17 protein-coding genes and 1 pseudogene are annotated in these 17,611 nt (G+C 59.8%); 7 read left to right on the top strand and 11 right to left on the bottom strand.

Annotated features, from left to right (window positions below; genetic code table 11):
- Positions 1-191: 191 nt before the first annotated feature.
- From mnmH to QZR30_RS24705, 4 genes are all read right to left on the bottom strand, one after another.
- Positions 192-1,295: a tRNA 2-selenouridine(34) synthase MnmH gene (gene mnmH / locus QZR30_RS24690; RefSeq protein ID WP_311904437.1), complete on the bottom strand. Its 1,104-nt coding sequence runs from the start codon at positions 1,293-1,295 to the stop codon at positions 192-194.
- The gene (gene selD, locus QZR30_RS24695) at positions 1,295-2,329 is read right to left on the bottom strand and encodes a selenide, water dikinase SelD (protein WP_046071966.1); all 1,035 of its coding nucleotides are present in this window, start codon (positions 2,327-2,329) and stop codon (positions 1,295-1,297) included. The genes mnmH and selD overlap by 1 nt, the downstream gene beginning before the upstream one ends.
- A gap of 93 nt (positions 2,330-2,422) precedes the next feature.
- On the bottom strand, positions 2,423-3,172 hold the full coding sequence (locus tag QZR30_RS24700; RefSeq protein WP_034119028.1) for a TerC family protein: 750 nt from the start codon (positions 3,170-3,172) through the stop codon (positions 2,423-2,425).
- A gap of 31 nt (positions 3,173-3,203) precedes the next feature.
- On the bottom strand, positions 3,204-3,455 hold the full coding sequence (locus QZR30_RS24705; RefSeq protein WP_046071965.1) for a hypothetical protein: 252 nt from the start codon (positions 3,453-3,455) through the stop codon (positions 3,204-3,206).
- 134 nt (positions 3,456-3,589) lie between these two features.
- On the opposite strand from QZR30_RS24705, the gene nhaR reads away from it, so the two are divergent.
- Entirely contained in the window at positions 3,590-4,492 is a 903-nt protein-coding gene (gene nhaR, locus QZR30_RS24710) for a transcriptional activator NhaR (protein WP_046071964.1), read from the top strand.
- A 4-nt stretch (positions 4,493-4,496) separates the two neighbouring features.
- Here the strand turns inward: nhaR and QZR30_RS24715 are convergent, their stop codons facing one another.
- On the bottom strand, positions 4,497-5,654 hold the full coding sequence (locus QZR30_RS24715; protein ID WP_059396897.1) for an MFS transporter: 1,158 nt from the start codon (positions 5,652-5,654) through the stop codon (positions 4,497-4,499).
- Positions 5,655-5,895: 241 nt separating this feature from the next.
- Between QZR30_RS24715 and sstT the strand changes: the two genes are divergently transcribed.
- Positions 5,896-7,116, top strand: a complete 1,221-nt coding sequence (gene sstT, locus QZR30_RS24720) for a serine/threonine transporter SstT (RefSeq protein WP_056846103.1) — start codon at positions 5,896-5,898, stop codon at positions 7,114-7,116.
- A gap of 65 nt (positions 7,117-7,181) precedes the next feature.
- Here sstT and QZR30_RS24725 read toward each other — a convergent pair whose 3' ends face one another.
- Entirely contained in the window at positions 7,182-7,691 is a 510-nt protein-coding gene (locus QZR30_RS24725) for a DUF1993 domain-containing protein (protein ID WP_046071961.1), read from the bottom strand.
- A 116-nt stretch (positions 7,692-7,807) separates the two neighbouring features.
- Between QZR30_RS24725 and QZR30_RS24730 the strand changes: the two genes are divergently transcribed.
- Complete coding sequence (locus QZR30_RS24730; protein WP_311904439.1) at positions 7,808-8,461, top strand: YceH family protein; 654 nt, start codon at positions 7,808-7,810, stop codon at positions 8,459-8,461.
- A gap of 376 nt (positions 8,462-8,837) precedes the next feature.
- Here QZR30_RS24730 and QZR30_RS24735 read toward each other — a convergent pair whose 3' ends face one another.
- The gene (locus QZR30_RS24735; protein ID WP_311904440.1) at positions 8,838-9,656 is read right to left on the bottom strand and encodes a shikimate 5-dehydrogenase; all 819 of its coding nucleotides are present in this window, start codon (positions 9,654-9,656) and stop codon (positions 8,838-8,840) included.
- A gap of 156 nt (positions 9,657-9,812) precedes the next feature.
- Between QZR30_RS24735 and QZR30_RS24740 the strand changes: the two genes are divergently transcribed.
- The 3 genes from QZR30_RS24740 to QZR30_RS24750 all read left to right on the top strand — a co-directional run bounded on the left by QZR30_RS24740 (position 9,813) and on the right by QZR30_RS24750 (position 10,888).
- Positions 9,813-10,187, top strand: a complete 375-nt coding sequence (locus tag QZR30_RS24740) for a hypothetical protein (RefSeq protein ID WP_046071959.1) — start codon at positions 9,813-9,815, stop codon at positions 10,185-10,187.
- Positions 10,188-10,419: 232 nt separating this feature from the next.
- The gene (locus QZR30_RS24745; protein WP_046071958.1) at positions 10,420-10,614 is read left to right on the top strand and encodes a hypothetical protein; all 195 of its coding nucleotides are present in this window, start codon (positions 10,420-10,422) and stop codon (positions 10,612-10,614) included.
- Between the two features lie 91 nt (positions 10,615-10,705).
- Entirely contained in the window at positions 10,706-10,888 is a 183-nt protein-coding gene (locus QZR30_RS24750; RefSeq protein WP_043051642.1) for a hypothetical protein, read from the top strand.
- Here the strand turns inward: QZR30_RS24750 and QZR30_RS24755 are convergent.
- On the bottom strand, positions 10,885-11,952 hold the full coding sequence (locus tag QZR30_RS24755) for an AI-2E family transporter (protein WP_311904441.1): 1,068 nt from the start codon (positions 11,950-11,952) through the stop codon (positions 10,885-10,887). The genes QZR30_RS24750 and QZR30_RS24755 overlap by 4 nt on opposite strands.
- Before the next feature lie 174 nt (positions 11,953-12,126).
- Here QZR30_RS24755 and trhP point away from each other — a divergent pair, with 174 nt between their 5' ends.
- Positions 12,127-13,440 (top strand): prephenate-dependent tRNA uridine(34) hydroxylase TrhP, encoded by a 1,314-nt coding sequence (gene trhP / locus QZR30_RS24760; RefSeq protein WP_311904442.1) that lies wholly within the window; start codon positions 12,127-12,129, stop codon positions 13,438-13,440.
- Between the two features lie 4 nt (positions 13,441-13,444).
- Here the strand turns inward: trhP and QZR30_RS28115 are convergent, their stop codons facing one another.
- From QZR30_RS28115 to QZR30_RS24775, 3 genes and pseudogenes are all read right to left on the bottom strand, one after another.
- Positions 13,445-14,266, bottom strand: coding sequence for a methyl-accepting chemotaxis protein (locus tag QZR30_RS28115; protein WP_442965900.1), 822 nt, complete (start codon positions 14,264-14,266; stop codon positions 13,445-13,447).
- Positions 14,267-14,302: 36 nt separating this feature from the next.
- Positions 14,303-15,124, bottom strand: a pseudogene (locus QZR30_RS28120) (cache domain-containing protein); the annotation flags it as partial.
- Positions 15,125-15,290: 166 nt separating this feature from the next.
- Complete coding sequence (locus QZR30_RS24775) at positions 15,291-16,610, bottom strand: Na+/H+ antiporter family protein (RefSeq protein ID WP_161793259.1); 1,320 nt, start codon at positions 16,608-16,610, stop codon at positions 15,291-15,293.
- Positions 16,611-17,611 lie beyond the last annotated feature (1,001 nt).

Here is a 17,611-nt window from a genome sequence, read left to right on the forward strand (position 1 = left end):
GTGACCCGCTGTAAAAGCGGAACCATAAGTGGCCGTTGCCCAAATAACGGATATGTACTCGGTCTGATTCAACATTCTGGTCGGCCGTCAGGCCGCCATCGGGGGCAAGCCCCCTCCCACATTTTGACCGTGTTCACCAATCAACATGTGGGAGCGGGCTTGCTCGCGAAGAGGCCCTTGAAATTCACTTATCAACCTCGTCGTCCGCTGCGCTCACGCAAATACTCCACCACTGCTGACTGCTCGCCGACGAACTCGATCCGTGCGCCTTTCTTTTCACGCTGGAACGCGTACATCGGGTCGTAGTATTCGCGCAGCAATCCTTCAATCCACACCCGGTGCAGATCCACGGCGCCAGCTCGCGCCTGTTCCGCCAGAGCGTCCTGCAAGACGGCCTGCAACCGTTGAAAACGCTCACCGCCCAGACGCTTGTGGATATTGGCCAGGCTCTGGGTCAGGCGCTCGGCGAATAACGCCTGGCCGGTTTCACCAAACATCTCGATGAACTCGGCGCAAAGGTTCACCACGTAATCACCCAGGATGCGCTCGACGCGGCCCTCGACGCTGTCTTCCAGCCACACCATCGAAAATGTCTGCATGCTCTTGTGCAACGGCAAGGGCAAGGCGCAACTGCCGATCATGCGGCTCTCATCCTCGACCACAAACTGCTCGATGCCGCGTGCACGTTTCTTCAACAAGTCCACCGCCAGGCGGTTCTCAAAGTCGATATTCGACGGTTGCGACGTGGCGCGCTTGCCGAAGCTGGAACCACGATGATTGGCATGGCCTTCCAGGTCCAGGGCGTTGCGCAGTTGGCCAAGCACTTCGGTTTTGCCAGTGCCGGTCATGCCGCCAAGCAGCACGAAATCACACTGGCTGGTCGCCTGCTCCAGGGTCTCCAGCAGAAAAGCACGCATGGCCTTGTAGCCACCACCCACGCGGGGATAGTCAATGCCTGCTTCGGTTTTCAACCATTGCTGCACGATCTGCGAACGCAGCCCGCCACGGAAGCAGTACAGGTAGCCGTCGGGATTGGCCTGGGCAAAGTGCGCCCACTGCTCGATGCGCTTGGCCTTCGTCGCCCCGGACACCAGCTCATGCCCCAGTACAATGGCCGCTTGCTGGCCCTGCTGCTTGTAACAGGTACCGACCCGCTGACGCTCATCATCGGTCATCAGCGGCAGGTTAAGCACCCCTGGGAAGGCACCCTTGTTGAACTCGACCGGTGCGCGGGTATCCATCATCGGCCGGTCGTTGAGGAAGATGTCGCGGTAATCGGTGATGTCAGCCGCCATCAAACCACCTCTACCGCGTTGCTCTGTCGCTCAAACAACTCGCCGATAGGCTCAAGGGCCAGGCCGAGCTCGGCGGCTACCGCGTGGAACTCGGCGTCGCCTTCTGGAGTGACAGCGATCAGCAGGCCACCGCTGGTCTGCGGGTCGCACAGCACGCGCTTGTGCAACTCCTGCACACGGCCGAGCTTGCTGGCGTAGCTGTCGAAGTTGCGCAAGGTACCACCGGGTACGCAGCCTTGGTCCAGGTAGTACTCAACCCCAGGCAAGCGTGGGACTTTTGCATATTCAATGCGGGCCGTCAGGCCGCTACCGTCGGCCATTTCCACCAAGTGGCCAAGCAGGCCGAAACCGGTGACGTCGGTCATGGCCATCACACCCGCCAACTTGCCAAAGCGGCTGCCGGGTTTGTTGAGGGTGCACATCCAGTCACGGGCCAGGCCGATATCGGCCTCGCGCAACTTGCCCTTCTTTTCGGCGGTGGTGAGGATGCCGATGCCCAAGGGTTTGGTCAGGTACAGGCGGCAGCCGGCAGTGGCGGTGTCGTTACGCTTCATATGGCGTTTTTGCACGATGCCGGTCACGGCCAGGCCGAAGATCGGTTCCGGCGCATCGATCGAATGCCCACCCGCCAATGGAATACCCGCAGCGTCGCATACAGCGCGACCACCACGGATTACTTCGCGGGCAATCTCGGGCGCCAGCACATTGACCGGCCAGCCGAGAATGGCGATGGCCATCAAGGGGTCGCCGCCCATGGCGTAGATGTCGCTGATGGCATTGGTGGCGGCGATACGGCCGAAGTCGAAGGGGTCGTCGACGATCGGCATAAAAAAATCGGTGGTGGATACCACGCCGCGCTCGTCGTCGATGGCGTATACCGCCGCATCATCGCGTGAGGCGTTGCCCACCCAGAGGTTGGGATCGAGGTTTTGTGCGCCGCTACCGGCCAGAATCACTTCCAACACCTGGGGCGAGATCTTGCAACCGCAACCCGCACCATGGCTGTACTGCGTAAGTCGAATCTGATCGCTCATGGAAAACCTCTGACTATCGTGTAGGAGAATTCTACCAGATAGCCAAAAGCCAACCGCGCTCTAATAAACGCGGCTGGCTTTTGAGGTCAAGCGTTACTGCCGGGCAGCAAGCAATCGTGCGTGCCGGTTACGCCGGGCGATGTTCAGACATTCGATCGCCGCCGAGAACGCCATGGCCGCATACACGTAGCCTTTAGGTACATGGGCGCCGAAGCCTTCAGCGATCAGCGTCATGCCGATCATGATCAGGAAGCCCAGGGCGAGCATCACCACCGTCGGGTTGTTATTGATGAACTTGGCCAAAGGTTCGGCCGCCACCAGCATCACAATCACCGAGACCACCACGGCGATGATCATGATCGGCAAGTGCTCGGTCATGCCCACGGCGGTGATGATGCTGTCGATGGAGAACACCAGGTCGAGCATCAGGATCTGGCCGATGGCCGCGGCAAAGCCGATGGTCACACCGTTGCTGACGGTGGCCTTCTCTTCGGGTTCCGGGTCCATGCTGTGATGGATCTCGGTGGTTGCCTTCCAGACCAGGAACAGGCCACCGGCGATCAGGATCATGTCTTTCCACGAAAACGCCTGGCCGAACACTTCGAATACCGGCGCCGTCAGCTGCACGATGAAGGCGATGGTGCTCAACAGGCCCAGGCGCAGGATCAACGCCATGCTGATACCGATGCGTCGCGCTTTGGCCCGATGCTTCTCGGGCAATTTGTTGGTGAGGATCGAGATGAAGATCAGGTTATCGATGCCCAGCACGATCTCCATGACGATCAAGGTGGCCAGGGCCACCCAGGCGGTGGGGCTGGCGGCCAGTTGTAAAAGGTAATCCATAGGTCAGTCCTGACGTGGTGGTGCTGGGAAATTAGGTTTCTTGGGTGTCGGATTCAGCGTCGTTTTCAGCGTCTTTTTCCTGCTTCTCAGGACTGATCAAGCCCTGGGTCGCTTCGCTCAATGCCTGTTCGGCGGCCTTGTGGGTGTCGTCGATGGCCTGCTTGGCCGATTCGGTGGCCTTGCCCAACACCTGTTGCGCGCTTTTCTCGACCTGATCACAGCCACTGATCATTACCAATGAAAGCGCAAGCAACGACGCCGCGCCCAGGGAATTGAGTTTCATGGTGTATTCCTCGTTAGAACCATTGGGTCCAAATAGTGGCCCCGCGATAGCGAGGCATTCTATGCAGGCAAACAGTTCAGGAAAATTCGTATTTTTCTCGCGTATACTTCGGTTTTTACGAAGTGTAGACCGTCATGCTCAATTATCGACAGCTGCATTACTTCTGGGTGGTAGCCAAGACCGGCAGCATCGTGCGCGCCTGCGAGCAGTTGAACCTTACGCCCCAGACCATCAGCGGGCAGATCAGCCTGCTGGAACACACCTTCGGCATTGCGCTGTTCCAGCGTGTAGGGCGCCAGCTTGAGCTGACCGAAGCCGGGCGCCAGGCCCTGCCCTACGCCGAGCAGATGTTCCAGACCGGCAATGAACTGGAGGCGATGCTGCGAGCCCAGCCCGATGAACAACAGATTCCGTTCCGGGTCGGGGTGGCGGATGTGGTACCCAAGTCCATTGTCTACCGGTTGATCGCACCGACCATGGAGCTGAGCGAACCGATCCGCATCACCTGCCGTGAAGATAAACTGGAACGTTTATTGGCCGACCTGGCGATCCAGCGCCTGGACTTGGTGATTTCCGACAGCCCCATGCCCACGCATCTGGACATCAAGGGTTACAGCCAGAAGCTGGGGGAATGCGGTATCAGTTTTTTCGCCACCCAGGCGTTGGCTGACCAATATGGCGGTGATTTCCCACAGTGTTTGCAGGGCGCGCCGCTATTGATCCCGGGAGCGGAGACGGTGGTGCGCAGCCGTTTGCAGCGCTGGTTTGCCGAGCAGCAGGTTCAGCCCCGGATCATCGGCGAGTTCGATGACAGTGCGCTGATGCAAGCGTTCGGGCAATCCGGCAGTGGGATCTTTATTGCCCCCAGCGTGATCGCCGACGAGGTGGTACGCCAATACGGCGTGGCCCTGATCGGCCAGACCGATGCGGTGACCGAGTCGTTCTATGCGATTTCGGTGGAGCGCAAGGTCAAGCACCCTGGCATCGTGGCGATTACCGAAGGTGCCCGACGGGAGTTGTTTACCGCCCTGCCCTGATCCATCAGGTGCTGGGGGCGACCGATTGCTTGGCCGTCATCAGCCACAGTGCCAGCAGGATCGACACCAGGATGAAGCCCGAAGCGGCAAACCCCAGGCTGCCCAGGCCCAAGGTATCGATGACATGCCCACCGACCATTGCGCCCAGACCGATGCCGAGGTTGGCGCCGGCGATATTCAGCGATGCGGCAAACGCCGGCGCATGGGGCGCGGCCTTCATCAGCCGCACATGGCTGACCAGGAACATCGCCGCCTGGGTTACGCCCCACACCGCCATCGCTGCCGCCAGGCCTATAGTCGAATGAATCGCCGGCACCACTGCCACCATGCCCGCGATCATGAACCCGCAGAACACCATGGATGCGATCAACGGGTGACGATCCACGGCGCGCCCGCCCAGAGAGTTGCCGATCAGCCCGACTGCGCCAAAGCCCATCAGGCACCAACCCACCAGCGTACCGTCGAACCCGGCCAGGCGCTCAAGGATATCCGCCAGGTAGGTATAAGCGGTGAACATGCCGCTGAACACCAGGATCGACAACAGGATATGCCCCTGCATCACCGGGCTGCGCAGGATCTTGAATTGTGAGCGCAAGGTGACCTGCTCGTTCTTCGCCCGGGTAACCGGCAAGTAGATAAACAGCAGCAACGCCTTGGCCAGGGCAATCACCGCGAGCACGGCGAACGCACTGCGCCAGCCGAACATATCGGAAATCAGCGTACCCACCGGAATGCCGAACACCGTGGCGCAGACGATGCCGAAGCCGATTTTTTCAATCGCACGCCCGGCGAACTCCGGGCCGACGATATCTACCGCCGTTTCGCTAGCCAAGGCCCAGAACACCGGCAGCCCCAAGGCAGGAATCAAACGGGCCAGGGACATTATCCAGATATTGGGCGCCAATGCCGCCACGGTATTGGCCACCGCGAACATGATCAGGATGCTGATAAACAGGCGCTTGCGCTGGAATCGTGCGCAGTACGCGGTCAGAAAGGGACCGAACGCCGCCACGGTAAATGCAAACAGCGTCACCAGCAGCCCAGCCTGGGACACACTGACATTCAGGTCCCGGGCAATCGACGGCAACAGGCCGACGATGATGAATTCTGTGGTCAGCACGGTAAAACCGGCAGCCGACAGCAGCAGGATAGGGAACAACATGAAAACTCCAGAAACGACGACATCAACGACAGCCCTGAGGGCCCGCTGACGGAGAGGAAAGATGAGAGGGGTGAATATTAACAGGATATGTCCGGGTTTGGACAAGTTCGACGGACGCGGGTGACTGAATGCCGCAGCGAACAAGACGCTTCGTACAGCATGTTAGACTTCGCGACTACTTCCTACAGTACTTTCTGCCTGCAATGCTGTACCCAACTAAAAAAACTAGAGACAACTCTTTATGACTGCTGCCCCTTCCCTGTTGCAACGTCTAATGCGCGTCAGCCTGGTCACCCAAATCGTCATCGGCCTGATCGCCGGGATCGTGCTGGCCTTGCTGTTTCCCGAGGCTGCCCGCGCCACCGGTTTTATCGGCAAGGTGTTTGTCACAGCGCTGAAAGCGGTCGCGCCGATCCTGGTGTTTGTACTGGTAATGGCCTCGATCGCCAACCATAAACACGGCCAGGAAACCCATATCCGCCCGATCCTGTTCCTGTATTTGCTCGGCACCTTTGCTGCTGCCGTGGTTGCAGTGGTGGCCAGCACCTTGTTCCCCTCTTCCCTGGTCCTCGCCACCCATGACGCCACCGTGAGCGCTCCCGGCGGTATTGGCGAAGTGTTGCAAAGCCTGCTGCTCAGCGTGGTGGATAACCCGATCAGCGCGCTGATGAACGCCAACTTCATCGGCATCCTTGCCTGGGCCATCGGCATGGGCATCGCCATTCGTCATGCCGGCGAAACCACCCGCACGGTACTGGACGACCTGTCCAACGGCGTGACCCTGATCGTGCGCGTGGTGATCCGCTTCGCCCCGCTGGGCATCTTTGGCCTGGTGGCCTCGACCCTGGCCACCTCTGGCTTTGGCGCCCTGCTCGGCTATGCCCATCTGCTGGTGGTGCTGATCGGCTGCATGCTATTCGTGGCGCTGGTGATCAACCCTGCCATCGTGTTCTGGAAGCTACGCCGCAACCCTTACCCGTTGGTGCTGATGTGCCTGCGTGAAAGCGGCATCACCGCATTTTTCACCCGCAGTTCGGCGGCGAACATTCCGGTCAACCTGGCGCTGAGCAAACGCCTGGGCCTGCATGAAGACACCTACTCGGTATCGATCCCACTCGGCGCCACCATCAATATGGCCGGTGCCGCGATCACCATCACCGTACTGACCCTTGCGGCCGTGCACACCCTCGGGATCGCCGTGGACCTGCCTACAGCCGTGCTGCTCAGCGTGGTTGCCGCGGTGTGTGCCTGCGGTGCATCGGGGGTGGCGGGTGGTTCGCTGCTGCTGATTCCACTGGCGTGCAGCCTGTTCGGCATTCCAAGTGAAATCGCCATGCAGGTAGTGGCCGTCGGTTTCATCATCGGTGTACTGCAGGATTCGGCGGAAACTGCACTCAACTCGTCGACCGATGTGCTGTTTACTGCGGCGGCGTGTCTGGGCAAGGAAGAACAGCCGGCTTAAAAGCCAGCCATGAAAAAGCCCGGGATGGTTCGTTGAAGAACGCTCCCGGGCTTTTTTGTGGCGGCTTAGAACGCGCCCATGTAATCGCGCTTGCCCACTTCCACACCGTTATGACGCAGCAAGGCGTAAGCGGTGGTGACGTGGAAGAAGAACTGCGGCAGGCCGTAGGTCAACAGGTAGGACTGGCCGCTGAAGCGCTTTTCCTTCGGAGTACCAGGGCGGGTGACGATCTCGATACCTTCCTTGCCATCGATCTGCTCGGGTTTGATGGTGTCGACGAACGCCAGGACCTTGGCGATCAGCGCTTGCAGGTCGGCGAAGGTCACTTCGCTGTCTTCATATTTGGGTACTTCGATCTCGGCCAGGCGGGCGGAAACGCCTTTGGCAAAGTCGACGGCGATTTGCACCTGGCGCACCAGTTGGAACATGTCAGGGAACAGACGTGCTTGCAGCAAGGCGTTCGGTTCGATGTTCCTGGCGGTGGCGTGGGCTTCGGCCTTGGTCAACACACCGCTCAGGGCGGTGAGCATTTGCTTGAAGACCGGGATAGAAGCGGCGTACAGGGAAATAGTCATGGCAGTCTCACGGTAATGGCAGGGTTGGAACCAGCGGCGATTATAGCCATGCCCGACGCTTGTCTTTTATTTTTTGAGGATTACGCTGGTGACCTTCACTGCATAGGGAAAGCGCGATGACCGCCGAGCACGACACCGACACCCCTGAGCCGCGCCTGAACAGCACGGAAATCCGCGTCCTGGGCTGCCTGATCGAGAAACAGGCAACCAACCCGGAAACCTACCCACTGACCCTCAACGCCCTGGTGCTGGCCTGCAACCAGAAGACCAGCCGCGAACCGGTGATGAACCTCAGCCAAAGTCAGGTCGGCCAGAGCCTGCGTGCGCTGGAAGGCCAAGGCTTTACCCGCCTGGTGATGGGCAGCCGCGCCGACCGCTGGGAACACCGTGTGGACAAGGCCCTGGAACTGGTGCCGGCCCAGGTGATCTTGACCGGGCTGTTGTTCCTGCGTGGGCCGCAGACGGTCAATGAGCTGCTGACCCGCAGCGGGCGCATGCATGATTTCGAGGATGCCGAGCAGGTCGTGCATCAGTTGGAACGTCTGATAGCGCGGGGGTTGGCATTGCTGGTGCCGCGTCAGGCGGGACAGCGGGAAGACCGGTATACCCATGCGTTGGGAGACCCGGCGGACATCGAGGCGATACTCACGGCGCGGGGAGCTCCGGTGGAGCGTGGGCCTGGCAGTTCAGTCCCATTGGAACGTATCGAAGAACTGGAAGCCCGGATTGCAGCATTGGAAGAACGCCTGGCACAACTGGAACAGGCCTGACACAGTAAAAAATGTGGGAGGGGTGGTGCGACGATTCGACTTGCCCCCCGATGAGCATGGGTGTCTACACAACTGTGTAGCCGGTAACCACGATGCGCAGCGAGTCGCTCTTGATCTTGATCTGCTGTTGATCTTAGGCGCCGTAAGGGCGGAACCCATAGCCGCCGTTACCGCAGCAATGGATATGTACTCGGTCTGATCCAAGATCCTGGTCGACCCTAAGGCCGCCATCGGGGGCAAGCCCCCTCCCACAGGTACAGCGCCACACTAGAAGTTGTGTAGATCACTATGCCCCGATGAAGGCGTTCAATAAGTGCATCTGGGGCTGATACACCGTCATCGGGGGCCCCCTCCCACATCAGCGCTACAGCGGCCTTCAATTGCGGGCGAAGGCTACCGCCGCCTGAAATTGCTCCTGCGTCGGGCGCACACCGGTGTACAACACAAACTGCTCCAGCGCCTGGATTGCAATCACCTCGAGCCCGGTAATCACCCGCTTGCCCTTGGCGCGCCCACGCACGATCAGGGGTGTTTCAGCTGGAATCGCCACTACATCGAAGACAGTTTCCGCCTGATCAATCGCGTCGGCCTCAAACGCCAATACATCCGCCTCGGCCCCACCTGTCATGCCGATGGGCGTCACATTGATCAGCATCTGCGGGCGCAAGTCGCCCAGGTCCGCCTGCCATTCATACCCAAGGTTGCGCGCCAATGCCTGGCCCGCCGCTTCATTGCGCGCCACGATCACGCCGCGGGCATAGCCGCCATCACGCAAGGCACTGGCAACTGCCTTGGCCATGCCACCACTACCGCGCAGGGCGAACGTGGAGTCAGTCGGCACGGCGTGCTTTTTCAGCAATTGCTCGATGGCAATGTAGTCCGTGTTATAGGCCTTGAGGTGGCCATTGGTGTTGACGATGGTATTGAGCGAATCAATGGCTTGAACTGAATCGTCAAGTTCGTCCACTAAGGCAATGGCGGCCTCCTTGAACGGCATCGATACTCCGCAACCACGCACGCCCAAGGCGCGGATACCACCGATCGCGCCGGGCAGGTCCTGGCTGCTGAAGGCCTTATAGTAGAAATTCAAACCCAGTTGTTCATACAAGTGGTTATGAAAACGCAGGCCAAAGTTCCCGGGGCGCGCCGACAGTGACATGCACAGCTGGGTGTCCTTGTTGGGGTGCATCTGCATGGGTAACTCCTTGAAGTAAGCAAATCGGTACAGACCTTACACAACCTTTACCTAATGGAAGTGCTGTTTTTTTGAAACACGTTGTCTTAAAAGTATCCCCGCGACAATCCTTGAGTCTATTGATTGCAGACCACAAGCGCAGGGGCTAACCGAGGAATGACCATGATTCGTAAAATCCCCAGAATCGCCTTGCTGATCGGTGCACTTGCGATGGCCGGCCAAGCCTCCGCCCACGGTGGTGGTTGGGGTGGCCCGGCAGTGTTGGGCGCACTTGTTGGCGCAGCGGTAGTTGGCTCCGTCGTTGCCAGCCAGCCTCGTGAGGTCTATGTGCAACAACCGGTGTACGTCCAGCCGCAGCCGGTGTATGCCGCTGCACCACCAGTCTATTACGCGCCACCACCGCCGGTGTATGTACAACAGCAGGTTTATTACCGCCCGGCCCCGGTCTATTACGGCCCTCCACGCGGCTATTATGGTCCGCCTCGCGGCTACTACGGCCACCCACACGGCTACTACGGCCGCGGTTGGTAGGTTTGAATTAAGTAACTTGAATGGGCCTCGCTTCTGAGCGGGGCCTTTTTTTGCCTGGAAAGTCCGGATTTATTTTGCCAATGTCGCTGTGAGAACAATGCCCAAGCGTCTATCCCACATTATAAAGGCGCAATATCCTCTTGATCGGCCCAGGCGTGCACTGTCATGGTTGCGTCATAAACCAGTCTCACTATCGATCCAGTCCACCCAATAACAATTAAGGACGATTGCCATGCCCACGCAAAATCCGCATCGCACCGCCGGTCTCTGCACGTCCAGCAAGGTCTACAGTGCCCTGACCGAACTCAAGCACCTTGAGGGCCACCGCAGTGCGAAGTTCCTCGCATTGCTGGCCGAAAACCTGGTGCGCAAAGGGCTGCTCAGTGAGCACGAAGTAGTGAGCATGCTCGACCAGGTGGTGGATTAACGCCTGGCGTCGATGTCGACTATCGAGCCAGGTGATTTTTCCCCGGTGCCAGCGCATCGTAAGGTGACCTCCATAACGATTGGAGGTACTTATGCCCACTGTTCAAATCATGTCTGTCATCGGCAGCGCCGTCCCAGCCCCTCTACGTAAGCTTGGCCTGCTCGCCTGTTGGTACGTGGTCCGCGATGGCGAGCCGATCAGCGGCCCGCTCACTTCATTGTCCGACGCCGAGACACAGCGCCAACGAGTAGCCAACTTCAGGCTTCAAGCCTAGGGCAACGGCAATTTGACCCGTGGCTTGGTTTCGACGAACAACGCCCAGCACGACATGAACAACGCCGCCACCAGTGGCCCGATGACGAAGCCGTTGAGGCCGAACACCGACAGGCCACCCAAGGTCGAGATCAGGATCAGGTAGTCCGGCATCTTGGTGTCCTTGCCCACCAGGATCGGACGCAGCACGTTGTCCACCAGGCCAATTACGAAGACACCGAAAAGCCCCAGCACCACGCCCTGCCAGATCGAGCCGCTGAGCAGGAAGTAAACCGCCACCGGGCCCCAGACAATCCCTGCGCCCACCGCTGGCAGCAGGGACAGAAACGCCATCAATACCGCCCAGAGCAATGCACTGGGAATATCCAGGAACCAGAATATAAAGCCACCCAATGCGCCTTGGGTCACGGCCACCAGCACGTTGCCCTTGACCGTGGCGCGCACCACCCGGTTGAACTTGAGCTGCAGGCGACGCTTTTGCGGCTCGGCCAGCGGCACCGCCGTGCGCACCTTGCGTACCAGCTCCGGGCCGTCGCGCAGCAGGAAAAACAGCAGGTACAACATGATGAAAAAGCTCACCAGGAAATCAAACGTACCCTGGCCGAAGCTGAACGCCTGGGAGGCAAAGAACTGACTGCCTTGCATCGCCCCCTTGACCACTTTTTCCCGCAGCCCTTCCAGGTTGCCCATGCCGAAGCGGTCGAGCAGGTGTTGGAAGTACGGCGGCAGGAAATGCTTGAATTGCTCGATATAACCGGCCACATCCAGCTTGCCACTCTCAACGTTTTTGTACAGCGTGGCCCCCTCTTGCACCAGCAACGCACTGGTAATGATCACCGGCAAAATCGCGATCACCAGGCACACCAACAAGGTGGTCAGGGAGGTCAGGTTGCGGTTCCAGCCGAACCGCTGCTGCAGGCGGCGTTGCATGGGTGCAAAGATGATGCCGAGGATTACTGCCCAGAACACCGCGCCGTAGAACGGCAGCAATATCCAGATAAAAGCGACGGTCACCAGGGCCAGCAGCAACAACAGGGTCTTGAATTGCAGGTTGGTTTGATTCATGTCCGATCCATGTCAAAAAAGCAGAGGGCCGGTGTCGGCCCTGTTGCTTAGTCCGCGGCGAAACGTGGGAGTGCCCTTGTTTATTGAACAAGCATAGATCGCCTTGTTTAGACTTGGATCAATGAACCGCGCCCGCCCCTGTACTACCCTCGCGGCTTTTTGCGACCCACACCCATGCCACCTATCATTGCCCCCGAACTGCTCGCTCCTGCCGGCACACTGAAGAATATGCGCTACGCCTTCGCCTACGGCGCCGATGCGGTCTATGCCGGCCAGCCGCGCTACAGCCTGCGGGTGCGCAACAACGAGTTCGACCACGCCAACCTAGCCCTGGGTATCCAGGAAGCCCATGACCAGGGCAAGCGCTTCTACGTGGTGGTCAACATCGCGCCGCACAACGCCAAGCTCAAGACCTTCCTCAAGGACCTGGCGCCCGTGATCGCCATGGGCCCGGATGCGCTGATCATGTCCGACCCCGGGCTGATCATGCTGGTGCGCCAGCATTTTGAGCAGATGCCGATTCACCTGTCGGTGCAGGCCAATACGGTGAACTGGGCCAGCGTGGCGTTCTGGCAACAACAAGGGATTTGCCGAGTGATCCTGTCGCGGGAGCTGTCCCTGGAAGAGATCGATGAAATCCGCCAGCACGTACCGGCCATGGAGCTGGAGGTGTTCGTACATGGCGCCTTGTGCATGGCCTATTCCGGACGTTGCCTGCTGTCGGGCTACATGAACAAGCGCGACGCCAACCAAGGCACCTGCACCAACGCCTGCCGCTGGAAGTACCAGGCCACGCCCGCGGTGGAGAACGCGACCGGCGACATCGTCCAGCAATATCAGCCGACGCTGGGAATCGGCGCGCCCACCGACCAGGTGTTCCTGCTGCAGGAAGCCAATCGTCCCGATGAGTCAATGCCTGCCTTCGAAGACGAACATGGCACCTACATCATGAACGCCAAGGACTTGCGCGCCGTGCAGCATGTGGAGCGCCTGGCGCAGATGGGCGTGCACTCGTTAAAGATCGAAGGCCGCACCAAATCCCACTTCTATTGCGCACGCACCACCCAGGTGTACCGCCAGGCCATCGATGACGCGGTGGCCGGGCGCACCTTTGATCGCAGCTTGATGACCAATCTGGAGTCCCTGGCCCAGCGCGGCTACACCGAAGGTTTCCTGCGCCGTCATGTGCATGATGAATACCAGAACTACCAGAACGGCAGCTCGGTGTCCGAGCGACAGCAGTTTGTCGGTGAGCTGACCGGCGAGCGTCGTGGCGAGTTGGCAGAGGTCAAGGTGAAGAATCGTTTTGCCGTTGGCGATCACTTGGAATTAATGACGCCGGCCGGCAACTTTCACTTTGACCTGGCCACCTTGCGCAACGCCAAGGATGAAGCCATTGAGGTGGCACCGGGGGACGGGCACACCGTGTATGTGCCCTTGCCGGCCGAGATGGACCTGCATTTTGGCCTGCTGATGCGCGACCTGTGAACGATCAGATCCTGAACTGACCAACCAACTTACCCAGGCGCTGGCCCAGATCCGCCAAGCTGCGGGAGGTCTGGGCACCCAGTTGGGTTTCATCCGCCACGCTGTCCACTGCCACGGCAATCTGATGCACGCTGCGGTTGATCTCTTCGGCCACAGCGGTTTGCTCTTCGGCGGCACTGGCGATCTGTGCATTCATCGAATTGATGGTGCCAATCAACTGAGCCATGGTGTCCAGGGACGCCCCGGCCTGGTTGGCCTGGGCCGAGGTGCCATCGCCGGCATCGCTGGAGCGGCGCATTGCGTCCACGGCAGCCTCGGTGCCTTTTTGCAGACGGTCGATCATGCCCTGGATTTCCTGGGTACTGGTCTGGGTGCGGCTGGCCAGGGCGCGTACTTCATCGGCGACCACGGCAAACCCGCGCCCGGCCTCCCCGGCCCGTGCGGCTTCAATGGCAGCATTGAGCGCCAGCAAGTTGGTTTGTTCGGCGATGGAGCGGATCACGCTGAGCACACTGACAATCGACGACACATCCTGCTGCAGGCTGTCCAGGGACACGCCACTGCTGCGGATATCGTTCACCAGCGCATGGATCTGCGCGATGCTGCCGTCCACCACACGTTTGGCGGCCTGGCCTTCAGCGTCGGTCTGTTGCGCGGCGACAGCGGCGCCTTGGGCGCTGCGCGCCACTTCATGGGCAGCGGACGACATTTGGTTGATCGCCGTGGCCACCTGATCGGTCTCGTGACGCTGGCGCTCCATGGCTTGCTCGGAGCGCTGGGCCTGGTCGGATACCTGGCCGACCAGCCCGGTGAGCTGGGCGGTCATTTCGGTGATCTGGCGCACCAACCCATGGATTTTATCGACAAAGCGGTTGAACGCACCGGCCAGGTCGCCCAGCTCATCCTGGCTGGTAATCGCCAGGCGCCGAGTGAGGTCGCCTTCGCCAGCCGCGATGTCGTCGAGGTTGGCCTTCATCAGGTTGAGCGGACGCAGGATGGTATTGGCCACGAGCATGCCCACCGCGGCAATCACAAGGAGTACCACCACGGCGACGCCGAGGATGCTCAGCAGCACGCCTTCCATGCGTTTCTCGACCTTGGCTTCGACCACCGCCACCTGGGCCTCGATACCGTCCAGGTTCACCGAAGTACCGATGACCATGTCCCACTTGGGCAGGTATTCGGTATAGCCGAGCTTGGGCACCAGTTCGGTCTGGCCGGGCTGGGTCGAGCTGTATTGCAGGTAGTGGGTGCCATCCTTGCCGACCTTGACCAGGTCGCGGTTGACGTAGACGCCGTTGGGGTCGCGGTTGTCCTTGAAGCTTTTGCCCACGCCGTCCGGGCTGTTGCCCTTGAACAGGCGGATGGTTTCGGAGTCGTAGCCGAAGAAATAGCCGTCCTTGCCGTAGCTGGTATTGGAGAGCAACTTGACCACCTGCGCCCGCGCCGCGGTGTCGCCGGGGGCTGCCGCATCGTAAAGCGGCTTGATGGTGGTCATGGCCACTTCGACGTAACCTTGAAGCGTGGCCTTGGCGTCGTTGAGCAAGCGCTGGCGGGTTTCATCCACTTCGTTGCGCGCCTGGCCCTGGAGAATCCACACGGTAGTCAGGCTGATGACCACGGCAAACAACAACACCGGCACTACGGCAAGGGCCAGGACTTTGGCCTTCAAACTCAGACGCATGGCTTTTCTCTCTTATTAGTGGCGACTTGAGAGGTTAACGGCCAGGTGAGTGATTTCTGTAGGAGCGAGCTTGCTCGCGAAGCACCTGAGAACTCTGCGGGGTTTCAGGTTGTTCGCATTATCGTTGGCGTTTTTCGCGAGCAAGCTCGCTCCTACAGAGAATTCATCAGAGCGTCATCGCGGCCAGCCACCCAAAAGCCAGAAGCGGTATGTTGTAGTGCAGGAAGGTCGGCACCACGGTGTCCCAGATATGGTGGTGCTGGCCGTCGATGTTCAGGCCAGAGGTGGGGCCGAGGGTGGAGTCCGACGCGGGCGAGCCGGCATCGCCCAATGCGCCGGCGGTGCCTACGATGCACACGATTGCCAACGGGCTGAAGCCCAGTTGTACGCACAACGGCACGAAAATCGCCGCAAGGATCGGCACCGTGGAAAATGACGAGCCGATGCCCATGGTCACCAGCAGCCCCACCAGCAGCATCAGCAACGCCCCTACCCCACGACTATGGCCGATGAACGCCGCCGAGGCTTCCACCAACGAGCGCACGTCACCGGTAGCCTTGAGCACTTCGGCAAAGCCCGACGAGGCGATCATGATGAAACCGATCATCGCCATCATCTTCATGCCTTCGGTGAAGAGGTCATCGGTGTCGCGCCAGCGCACAATGCCCGATACCGAGAAGATCAGGAATCCGGCCAGGGCGCCGATGATCATCGAGTCCAGCCACAGCTGGATGATGAACGCCGAGGCAATCGCCAGGCCGGCCACCAGCAGGGTCAGCGGGTTGTACTGCACCGCCACTTGCTCGACGCGCTCGATTTTTTCCAGGTCATACACGCGCTTCTTGCGGTAGCTGATAAACACTGCCACCAGCAGGCCGACCACCATGCCCAGTGCCGGCAGGCCCATGGCGTGGGTGACGTTGACCTGGCTGATATCCACCCCGCTCTTGGCTACGTTGGCCAGCAGGATCTGGTTGAGGAAAATATTGCCGAAGCCCACCGGCAGGAACATGTACGGCGTGATCAGGCCGAACGTCATCACGCAGGCAATCAGGCGGCGGTCCAGTTGCAGCTTGGTCAGCACATACAGCAGCGGCGGCACCAGCAACGGGATAAACGCAATATGGATCGGCAGGATGTTCTGCGAAGCAATCGCCACCACCCATAACAGGCCAATCAACAACCATTTGACGTGGCTGCCACCGCTGGCTTCCTGGCGATCAACCAGCAGCAAGGCTTTGTCCGCCAGCGCGTGGGCCAAGCCGGACTTGGCAATTGCCACCGCGAAAGCGCCTAGCAATGCGTAGGACAAAGCCACGGTTGCGCCGCCACCTAAACCGCCGTTGAAGGCTTTGAGCGTGGCGTCGATCCCCAGGCCACCCGTCAAGCCGCCCACCAGGGCGCCAACAATAATGGCGATGACCACATGCACGCGGGACAGGCTGAGTACCAGCATGGTGCCGACCGCGGCGATGACTGCGTTAATCATGGTTACCTCAAGCAAAAACAAAAAAGACAGGCATGCCCGCGCACGGCCCATGGGAACAGCTGCCGGCGTGCAGGCTTGAAAGAGGTCTTATTAGAGGGCGCGCACTTTGCAGCAGCCAGGCGCGCATGTCAAAAAGCGGCGCCGTTTTTGAGGTTTAAATTGATCGTTTGAATAAAGAACCACGCGCACCGGCCGATAAGCTGTTTCCATGTGCTTTCAGGTAAGGATGTCCCGATGTCGCTCAGGCAGCTCTCCATTCAATGGAAAATCACCCTGCTCGCGGGCTTGTGCCTGCTGGGGATCGTGACCCTGCTGGTGGGTCTGTCGCTGTATCGCATGGCGCAGAGCTCGGAGCAGGTCAAGGCCTCCAGCATGCAGATGCTGGACGAAGCCGCCCAGGCGCGCATCGAGGCCCAAGGTGAAGTACAGGCGTTGGGCATTCGCCAGCAGTTCATGGATGCCTACCAGTACGGCCATGGGTTTTCCCGCCAGGTGCTGTTTTTGCGCGAGCAGGCAGAGAAACGCTTTCTCGACGCCTTCGATACCCGTGAAGACCTGACCCGCCAGGTCAAGGCAGCGTTGCAAGCCAACCCCGACCTGCTGGGTTTGTCCCTGGTGTTCGAAGCCAATGCGCTGGACGGCAAGGACGAGTTGTTCGCCAACCAGGCAGAACTGGGCAGTAATGACAAAGGCCGATTCGCCTTGTACTGGTCGCAGCCGACGCCGGGCAAGATCACTTCGATGGCGCTGCCCGAAAGCGACATGACCGACACGTCCGTCAGCCCCAGTGGCGAAAAAGCCAATGCCTGGTTCACCTGCCCGCGCACCACGCTCAAGCCGTGTGTGATCGAACCCTACTTTTATGTGATCGACGGCCAGAAGGTGCTGATGACCAGCATCGTGTTCCCGCTGATGGTCAATGGCAAAGTCATCGCCTCACTGTCGGTGGACATCAACCTCAACAGCCTGCAGGCCGTGAGCCAACAGGCCAGTCAGAA

This window comes from Pseudomonas sp. rhizo25 (assembly GCF_031931935.1).
GTDB classification, from domain to species: domain Bacteria; phylum Pseudomonadota; class Gammaproteobacteria; order Pseudomonadales; family Pseudomonadaceae; genus Aquipseudomonas; species Aquipseudomonas synxantha.

Coding starts and splice junctions, on each gene's coding strand:
- mnmH (WP_311904437.1), bottom strand. CDS start 1,295: ATGGCGGCTGACATCACCGATTACCGCGACATCTTCCTCAACGACCGG.
- selD (WP_046071966.1), bottom strand. CDS start 2,329: ATGAGCGATCAGATTCGACTTACGCAGTACAGCCATGGTGCGGGTTGC.
- QZR30_RS24700 (WP_034119028.1), bottom strand. CDS start 3,172: ATGGATTACCTTTTACAACTGGCCGCCAGCCCCACCGCCTGGGTGGCC.
- QZR30_RS24705 (WP_046071965.1), bottom strand. CDS start 3,455: ATGAAACTCAATTCCCTGGGCGCGGCGTCGTTGCTTGCGCTTTCATTG.
- nhaR (WP_046071964.1), top strand. CDS start 3,590: ATGCTCAATTATCGACAGCTGCATTACTTCTGGGTGGTAGCCAAGACC.
- QZR30_RS24715 (WP_059396897.1), bottom strand. CDS start 5,654: ATGTTGTTCCCTATCCTGCTGCTGTCGGCTGCCGGTTTTACCGTGCTG.
- sstT (WP_056846103.1), top strand. CDS start 5,896: ATGACTGCTGCCCCTTCCCTGTTGCAACGTCTAATGCGCGTCAGCCTG.
- QZR30_RS24725 (WP_046071961.1), bottom strand. CDS start 7,691: ATGACTATTTCCCTGTACGCCGCTTCTATCCCGGTCTTCAAGCAAATG.
- QZR30_RS24730 (WP_311904439.1), top strand. CDS start 7,808: ATGACCGCCGAGCACGACACCGACACCCCTGAGCCGCGCCTGAACAGC.
- QZR30_RS24735 (WP_311904440.1), bottom strand. CDS start 9,656: ATGCAGATGCACCCCAACAAGGACACCCAGCTGTGCATGTCACTGTCG.
- QZR30_RS24740 (WP_046071959.1), top strand. CDS start 9,813: ATGACCATGATTCGTAAAATCCCCAGAATCGCCTTGCTGATCGGTGCA.
- QZR30_RS24745 (WP_046071958.1), top strand. CDS start 10,420: ATGCCCACGCAAAATCCGCATCGCACCGCCGGTCTCTGCACGTCCAGC.
- QZR30_RS24750 (WP_043051642.1), top strand. CDS start 10,706: ATGCCCACTGTTCAAATCATGTCTGTCATCGGCAGCGCCGTCCCAGCC.
- QZR30_RS24755 (WP_311904441.1), bottom strand. CDS start 11,952: ATGAATCAAACCAACCTGCAATTCAAGACCCTGTTGTTGCTGCTGGCC.
- trhP (WP_311904442.1), top strand. CDS start 12,127: ATGCCACCTATCATTGCCCCCGAACTGCTCGCTCCTGCCGGCACACTG.
- QZR30_RS28115 (WP_442965900.1), bottom strand. CDS start 14,266: ATGACCGCCCAGCTCACCGGGCTGGTCGGCCAGGTATCCGACCAGGCC.